Here is a 7,379-nt window from a genome sequence, read left to right as displayed (position 1 = left end):
GAGGAAGATTGCTAAAGAATGAGAGCATCTGATCCCGCTTCAACTGTCGCTTGAGGACCGTCTTGCCATGTTGATCAACGCCATGTAATTGGAAGAGATGTTTTGCCAGATCGATGCCGATAGTCGTAGCCTTCATGGTGGTCGCCTCTCTCATCAGTGGGAACTTACATTCGCCACTTTGGCACTCTGATGCCATTTTGGGGAGGGGCGACCATCCCATTAACGCTTCGATAACTACATCATTCACAAAAGCAAACAGACCGAGCGATGGTTGAAGAAGAACCCCAAGTTCTGCTTGGTATTCCAGCCAGTTTACAGTCCTTGGGTTAATCACATAGAACGGCTGTGGCACAAGTTACATGAAACCATCACACGCAATCATCAATGCAGAGGAATGGCCCGCCTGCTGGCCCGAGTGAAACACTTCATGGATACCGTATTTCCTTTCCCGGGGAATGGCTATGGCACAGCGAAGGTGAAGCACTATTGGGAACAGTTATTTAGGGAACTGGGGGCGATTCAGGGGCGATTCAGGGGCGATTCAAAGCGCAATGCTGGGAAGACTATGCGCAAGCCCTCATCGAAGGGGTGACCGTTCACAAGGCAGCTCTGCGTTGCGGAGTCAGCAAAAACACCGTTTTCCTCTGGTGTAACCGTTTCTTGCGCGCGATGGCAACCAGTCAGGCCACCCGGGAAGAGGGCATCGTTGAGGTAGACGAGACCTTCTTCCTTGAATCGTTCAAGGGGCAACGGGGACTGCCGCGTCCGCCAAGGCATCGCAAGGGGCGACCCCTTGGAACCGGTCCGGATTACATCCCGGTGATGGTGGTGCAGGACCGTGCAGGCCACCATGCGGATTTTCAGTTGGAGAAGATAAATGCCGAGACGGTCATCGCTGTCTTGAAGCCGTTGGTGTCACCGGATGCGGTACTGTGTAGCGATGGTGCGGGAGTGTATGCCTGTTTCAGCAAAGAGCAGGGCGTAACCCATCAGGTGGTGCACAATCGCCAAGGCGAACGGGTGGTTGGTGCGTATCACATCCAGCACGTGAACGGGTATCACCGTCGGTTAAAAGAGTGGATGGAGCGATTCCATGGCGTGGCGACGCACTATCTGATGAACTACCTGGGTTGGCGCAGGATGCTGGAGCGTTACGGGAGGGGCGTGAATATCAAAGCGTGTTTGCATGAGGCGCTGGGGCACCCCATGCAACACGTAATTGGGACATAGCCATTATTTATACAGCGAGGGGATGCATGGGGACCATGCGAGTCAGGCCACGTTGGCAGAAAAATGAGAAATATCAACGGGTCTTGGTTAATTTGAGCCAGCTCACAGGCCATGTGGGTCAGTGCTGTAAAATTGCGCGCGGTCAAGGCGGTGCATGATTGACGGGACGAGGGATTGCGGTCGGAATAGTCATGCAATATAGTTGCCGCCTTTTTCATGGGGTCAGGATTTCTAGCCCCTCCCATATTGCGCGCAGTATGAATACGGACGCTCTGCCGCCGCCTAAATAAACAGGATTGAGATGGACAAGAAACTAGGGCTGGGCGCCCTCATTTCGCTGGTGATCGGCTCTATGGTCGGCGCCGGGGTCTTCAGTCTGCCACAAAACATTGCTGCTCATGCCAGTGCCGGGGCGGTCGCCCTGGGTTGGGCCATCACTGGCCTTGGCATGATCTGTCTCGCACTGGTTTACCAGAACCTCTCCATGCGCCGCCCTGATCTCGATGGCGGTATCTTCAGCTATGCCAAAGCCGGTTTCGGCGATTTCATCGGTTTCAACGCCGCCTGGGGTTACTGGCTCTGCCAGTTGCTGGCCAACGTCTCCTACGCCATCGTGGTGTTCAGTGCCCTGAGCTACTTCTTCGATACGCCGGACAACGTCATCTTCGGCGATGGCAATACCCCGGTCGCCATCACTCTCGCGTCCATCCTCATCTGGTCGGTGCATGCGCTGGTGCTGCGCGGGGTGCAGGTCGCTGCGCTGGTGAACATCGTCACCACCATCGCCAAGATGGTGCCGCTTATCGTTTTCTGCGTCGCGATCCTGCTGGCCTTCAACATGGAGACCTTCACCCTGGATATCTGGGGCCAGAACAACATGGAGCTGGGCTCCGTGATGGATCAGGTCAAGTCCACCATGAAGGTGACCCTCTGGGTCTTTATCGGGATTGAAGGGGCCGTGGTGGTCTCCGCCCGTGCCCGTCATCGCAAGGATGTGGGCCGCGCTACCGTGCTGGCGCTGCTCGGCGCCCTGACGCTCTATGTGATGGTGACCCTGTTCTCGCTGGGTGTCATGAGTCAGCCGCAACTGGCGGCGCTCAAGAACCCCTCTACCGCCATGATCCTCGAAGCCGTGGTCGGCCCCTGGGGCGCCTGGCTTATCAACATCGGTCTGGTAGTGTCGGTGATGGGCGCCTTGCTGAGCTGGACCGTGCTGGCCGCGGAAGTGCCCTACATCGCAGGCAAGACCGGCGTGTTCCCGGGCTGGTTTGCCAAGGAGAACAAGAACGGCTCGCCGCAGGTGTCGCTCTGGTGCTCCACCTGTCTGGTGCAGACCTTCCTCATCATCATCTACTTCCAGAACAGCACCTATCTGGCGCTGGTCAACATCGCTACCTCGGCGGCGCTGGTGCCTTACGTCTTCTCGGGCGCTTATGGCCTGAAGCTGGCACTGAAAGGGGAGACCTATGAGGGTCAACCCCATCAGCGCAAGCGTGACCTGCTGCTGGCCCTGCTGGCAACCGTCTACGGCTGTTGGCTGGTCTATGCTGCCGGTGCCGAGTACCTGCTGCTGGTGGCGCTGCTCTATAGCCCTGGCATCTTCATCTACTGGAAGGCGCGTCAGCATCACGGTCTGCGCGGCCTTAACCGGCTGGAGCAGGGGATGACGGCGGCCCTGCTCGGCTGCGCCGTGCTGGCCTTCTACAAGGTGATGGACGGTACCATTCCACTGCACTAACCGGCACAATGAAGAGATGGCCCTCGCGCCATCTCTTTTTTTCATGCTGATATTGATCTGTTATCTGGCCGGTGTGGCCATTTTCCGTTTAAGACAGGAATTTTTATGCTGTTTATGGGTTACCTCCTGCTGGGGGCATTCGCCGGGATGCTGGCGGGACTGTTCGGGATCGGCGGCGGTCTCATCATAGTGCCCGTGCTGGTCATGACCTTTCACGCCCAGGGCGTTGACCTGGACATCATCACCCATCTGGCTCTCGGCACCTCGCTGCCCACCATGATCTTCACCGGTTTCAGCTCGCTGCGAGCCCATCAGGAGGCGGGCGCCGTCGACTGGGTGATGATCCGCCGACTCGGCGCCGGCATGCTGATCGGCGGTTGGCTTGGCGGCATGACTGCCAATCTGCTCAGTACCAGCACCCTCAATATCATCATCGGCTGTTTCGCCTGGAGCATGGCGCTGCAGATGGGGCTCAACCTCAAGCCCAAAGCGGAACGCCATATGCCGGGGCCGCTCGGCACAGGTATCGCCGGTACCCTTATCGGCTGGATGTCGGCGCTGTTTGGCATTGGCGGTGGCTCGCTGACCGTCCCTTATCTGAGCTGGAACTCGGTGCCGATGCGCAATGCAGTGGCTGCCTCTGCGGCCTGCAGCATGCCCATCGCACTGGCGGGGAGCCTGAGCTACCTCTATGCCGGTTGGGATCATGCCGATCTGCCCGAGTGGAGTGTTGGCTACATCTATCTGCCCGCCCTGCTGGGCATTGTGCTGACCAGTACCCAGTTCGCCCGCATTGGCGCCAAGCTGGCACACCGCCTGTCACCAAAACGCCTCAAGCAGGCATTTGCCCTGCTGATGCTGCTGGTGGGTGCCAAATTTATGCTGTTTAGCTGATTCATTCGGCAGATTGTTGAAAAATAAGGCAAACGAACTATTGGAGGGTAGAAAGCCATTGCATTGAGAGGCCAGTTTGCCTATTCTCCTCGCCGGTGGTCCTATTGGTCCTCTCGCATTGATAACTCGTCAACCTGGTCAGGACCGGAAGGTAGCAGCCAAGGCGGGGGACTCGAGTGCCGGGATGTGGCTGGTAGGGCCACCACTTGTTTCTGCAATTCAATAAGTTAGCTTCCTAAAGCCCTTGGTCATCCACTTTGTGTGGACGACGAGGAGCTCATCGATGAATCTCTGGCTCAGTCCCCACGGCATCTGGTATTACCGGAAAGTCACCACGCTCCCCTGTGGTCGTCGTAAAGAGATCAAAAAATCCCTGCATACCCGAGAGAAGCTGACGGCCCGTGCAGCTGTTGCGAAGCTGCTTGCCTGTGTGCGTTCGAGACCGAAATCCGGCGTTGAGCCTGCTGAGGCATCAGAGACCCCACCAAATCAATCGAGCACCAAGCCGGTGGCTCGGGCGGCCAAACCACTTGCTCCGCTCCTGTCGGTCTTGAGTGACCGCTATCTGAAAGAGAAGGCCCTCTCCTGGGCACCGAAAGAGCTCAGCAACCAGAAGAACTACATCGGCTGCTTCATCAAGGCGCTGGGTGATAGACCGGCTGCTGACTATGCGAAAGCGGATGTGGTCAAGTTCAAGGAGGGCCTGCTGAACTCCGGCAAGAGTCCGACCACCATCAACAAGTATCTGCAGAAGCTCTCTCTGCTGTTTAACTGGCTGGCTAACCATCAGGAGGGGGTCATCAATCACTTCGCCGGATTGAAGCTACAGCGAGCCAAGGAGGTGAACTCACGAAGTGGGTACACAGCGGAAGAACGTCGCAAGTTTATCGGGTGGGCTAAGCAGCAAGAGCCCCACCGTAGGTGGATTGCTCTGCTGGGTCTGTTCACCGGAGCTCGTGCCAACGAAATCTGTCAGCTCTATGCCGATGATGTGCAACAGGTTGACGGTATATGGTGCCTGAATATTCGCAGTGGACGGCCAGACCAGAAACTCAAGACGGCCAACAGTGCTCGTCTCGTTCCTCTCCATAGATACCTCCTACAGAGCGGTTTCATCGAGTTTGTGAAGGAGAGGATAGGCGGACGCCTCTTCCCTGAACTGCCCCATCGACAGGATGGATACAGCCACCTGTGGGGGCAGTGGTTTAGTCGCCATCGCCCCGTCGACAAGGACTTCCACAGCCTGCGGCATACCGTGGGGACAACACTCAAAGGTCACGGAGTGCCATTGCAGTATGCGGCGGCGATCTTGGGCCACACCAACGGGGCGATCAGCTATGACCGATATGGAGGGGATGTCTCGCTGGAGAAGCTCAAAGAGGTGATAGAGGCGGCCCTTTCATCCTTTGCTGATGCCGGATAAAGGGAAAGATGGGTCTGCTGAGATGCTGAAATTTTGGCATTTTTAAGAACTTTTTCTACGATGTTTCATACAGAAAAAGTTCTATAAATAGCTGAAATTTCGGCAGATTGACTGCTTGGTTTGGACCCTTTTTCTTTGTTGGCGGGCAAAACGGGAAAGTCAAAAACGGCAGAGGGGCCTGCAGGCCCCCCATTCGTCATACTGTGTAGTTCGCTCCTGTTTCCGGCTGCTCTCGGTGGGTTGAGATCGTCATGTCCGCCATCTCGCTATCGAGCAGGGTCAACCCGATGACGGTTGCCTTGCTGTTGTAGCGGGGGACAGCAAAGCCCTTCTCAATCAGCTTCTTCTTGAGGGCCAACTGCTTCATGGCCCATTCACCGTTCTGCTGTGCCCAGCGGCTGTAGACTGCGTAGACCTCGCTCATGGGCACTTTGGCCTCTGCTCTGGCCTGGGTGCACTCTTCTAGGAAGCAGCCGACCATATCCGACTCGGCACGGTAGGTCTCGACATCCTGCTTGAGGCGAGCAGGAATCGATGCCTTGAGTCTCTGCTCTTGCCACATCTGGCAGCCCTGGATGGCCCAGTTCAGAATGCCGGGCATCTCGGCTTGCAGCTTCTCCATCAGCATGGGGTCCAGCTGTACCTTCGTGAAGGAGGCATTGAAGGGCAGCATCAGCATCCGACGCCACATGCCATTGCTGGTATCGCGGATCTCGGGCTTGTGGTTACCCACCATCACCAGAGAGAAGGATGGGCGGAACTCCATCTCCTTCTTGGCGTAGGGAGCACGAGCGACAATCACGTCATCCCCCGTCATGGCTTTCACCAAGTTCTCATCCATACGGGCCCCCTCTGGCAGCTCGTTGGCGACCACGAGGCGTGCATCCACCAGCTTGGTCAGGGACGGGTTCGGACCGGTATTGCCGTTGCGGTTGAACAGCAAGACGTTACTGCTGATCTGCCGACTGAACTCTCCCAGCAACTGCTGAATGACCGACATGAAGGTACTCTTGCCGTTGCAACCGCCTCCGTAGAGGAAGAACAGGAGTTGTTCATCGGTGCGGCCGGTGATCCAGTAGCCCACACAACGTTGCAGGAAGGCGGCATACTCGGCATCGTCACAGGTGATCTCGCTGATGAACTGCTCCCATCGCGGGCAGACAGCGGCTGGGTCATAGGCCACCGGGCTATGGTGGGTAATCATGAATGCCCGTCTTGGTGCCAACAGGCGACCCGACTTCAGGTCGATGACACCATTGGCCGTGCCCAACAGCATCGGATTGGCGTTCAGCTCGTACAGTCTTGCCGTCATCATCGGCTTGGCCAGTTCCAGCATGTTCTGAATGCCTGCCCGGTTAAGGCTGCTTGAGCCGTGTCTGAGCACTGCATAGGCCCAAGACAGCTCCTCTTTCTTGCACGCCTGCTTGATCAACATCTGTCCGATTTCCTGGATCTCTTTGCCCACGGTTTGAGCAAGGATCATGGGCGTCAAGTCATTCTGGGTCCAGTGCGTACCATCGAAGTAGATAAAGCCACCTAACTCAGGGACGAACTTCAGGTTATGCCCGTGCATCTGTACGAACCGTTCGGCGTTGGCCGAATCGTTGAGCTCGTTTTCAAAGATGGCTGTACGTGGCAGGACCTTGACGACTTCCGGATGCTGATCATCGTCCTGAACGGCTTCGGCTTCGGCTTCGGCTTCGGCTTCGGCTTCGGCTTCGGCTTCGGCTTCGGCCACAGGCTCAACCAGGGTGAATGCCGCCACCAGCTCGGTCAGAGGCAAGGGGTTGTCGCCATGCAGGTATTCGTCGATGTCCTTGACGCTATCCGGCAGCTTGACCTGGGTCAGCTTGAGACCGAGTTGGGCCACCTTTGAACGGTACTTGTCGCCCGCGTCATCAGTGTCGAAGAAGGTGACAACATCACTGTCAGCCAGCTCACGCCCCAGCCACTCTAACTAATGGGATGGTCGCCCCTCCCCAAGACGGCATCTGAGTGCCAAAGTGGCGAATGTAAGTTCCCACTGATGAGAGAGGCGACCACCATGAAGGCTACGACTATCGGCATTGATCTGGCAAAACATCTCTTCCAATT

The 7,379-nt window shown here is 56.9% G+C and carries 4 protein-coding genes, 1 other RNA gene and 3 pseudogenes; 6 read left to right on the top strand and 2 right to left on the bottom strand.

The features are described 5' to 3' along the window. Positions 1-247: pseudogene (locus tag BN1115_RS22795) on the bottom strand (hypothetical protein); the annotation flags it as partial. Between BN1115_RS22795 and BN1115_RS21720 the strand changes: the two are divergent. The 6 genes and pseudogenes from BN1115_RS21720 to BN1115_RS13370 form a co-directional block, all read left to right on the top strand. Then, positions 230-478, top strand: a pseudogene (locus BN1115_RS21720) (transposase); the annotation flags it as partial. The pseudogenes BN1115_RS22795 and BN1115_RS21720 overlap by 18 nt on opposite strands. A 65-nt stretch (positions 479-543) precedes the next feature. Further along, a pseudogene (locus BN1115_RS13385) lies at positions 544-1,230 on the top strand (IS1595 family transposase); the annotation flags it as partial. Between the two features lie 301 nt (positions 1,231-1,531). Beyond that, positions 1,532-2,968, top strand: a complete 1,437-nt coding sequence (gene arcD / locus BN1115_RS13380; RefSeq protein ID WP_042657539.1) for an arginine-ornithine antiporter — start codon at positions 1,532-1,534, stop codon at positions 2,966-2,968. Between the two features lie 105 nt (positions 2,969-3,073). Then, complete coding sequence (locus tag BN1115_RS13375; RefSeq protein WP_042657538.1) at positions 3,074-3,862, top strand: sulfite exporter TauE/SafE family protein; 789 nt, start codon at positions 3,074-3,076, stop codon at positions 3,860-3,862. Between the two features lie 102 nt (positions 3,863-3,964). Next, positions 3,965-4,061, top strand: an RNA gene (gene ffs / locus BN1115_RS21715) — signal recognition particle sRNA small type. An 84-nt stretch (positions 4,062-4,145) separates the two neighbouring features. Continuing rightward, positions 4,146-5,285 carry a site-specific integrase gene (locus BN1115_RS13370; protein WP_042657537.1) on the top strand — a complete coding sequence of 380 codons (1,140 nt, stop codon included), beginning with the start codon at positions 4,146-4,148 and terminating at the stop codon, positions 5,283-5,285. 196 nt (positions 5,286-5,481) lie between these two features. Here the strand turns inward: BN1115_RS13370 and BN1115_RS13365 are convergent, their stop codons facing one another. Continuing rightward, positions 5,482-7,155, bottom strand: coding sequence for a DNA primase family protein (locus BN1115_RS13365; RefSeq protein WP_244152281.1), 1,674 nt, complete (start codon positions 7,153-7,155; stop codon positions 5,482-5,484). Positions 7,156-7,379: the final 224 nt, after the last annotated feature.

The organism is Aeromonas allosaccharophila (assembly GCF_000819685.1).
Lineage (GTDB): Bacteria > Pseudomonadota > Gammaproteobacteria > Enterobacterales > Aeromonadaceae > Aeromonas > Aeromonas allosaccharophila.
The sequence above is the reverse complement of the archived record's forward strand: the minus strand, read 5'-3'. Positions and strand labels throughout refer to the sequence as shown.

Excerpts from the sequence above, each read along its gene's own strand:
- arcD (WP_042657539.1), top strand. The coding sequence starts at position 1,532 with ATGGACAAGAAACTAGGGCTGGGCGCCCTCATTTCGCTGGTGATCGGC.
- BN1115_RS13375 (WP_042657538.1), top strand. The coding sequence starts at position 3,074 with ATGCTGTTTATGGGTTACCTCCTGCTGGGGGCATTCGCCGGGATGCTG.
- BN1115_RS13370 (WP_042657537.1), top strand. The coding sequence starts at position 4,146 with ATGAATCTCTGGCTCAGTCCCCACGGCATCTGGTATTACCGGAAAGTC.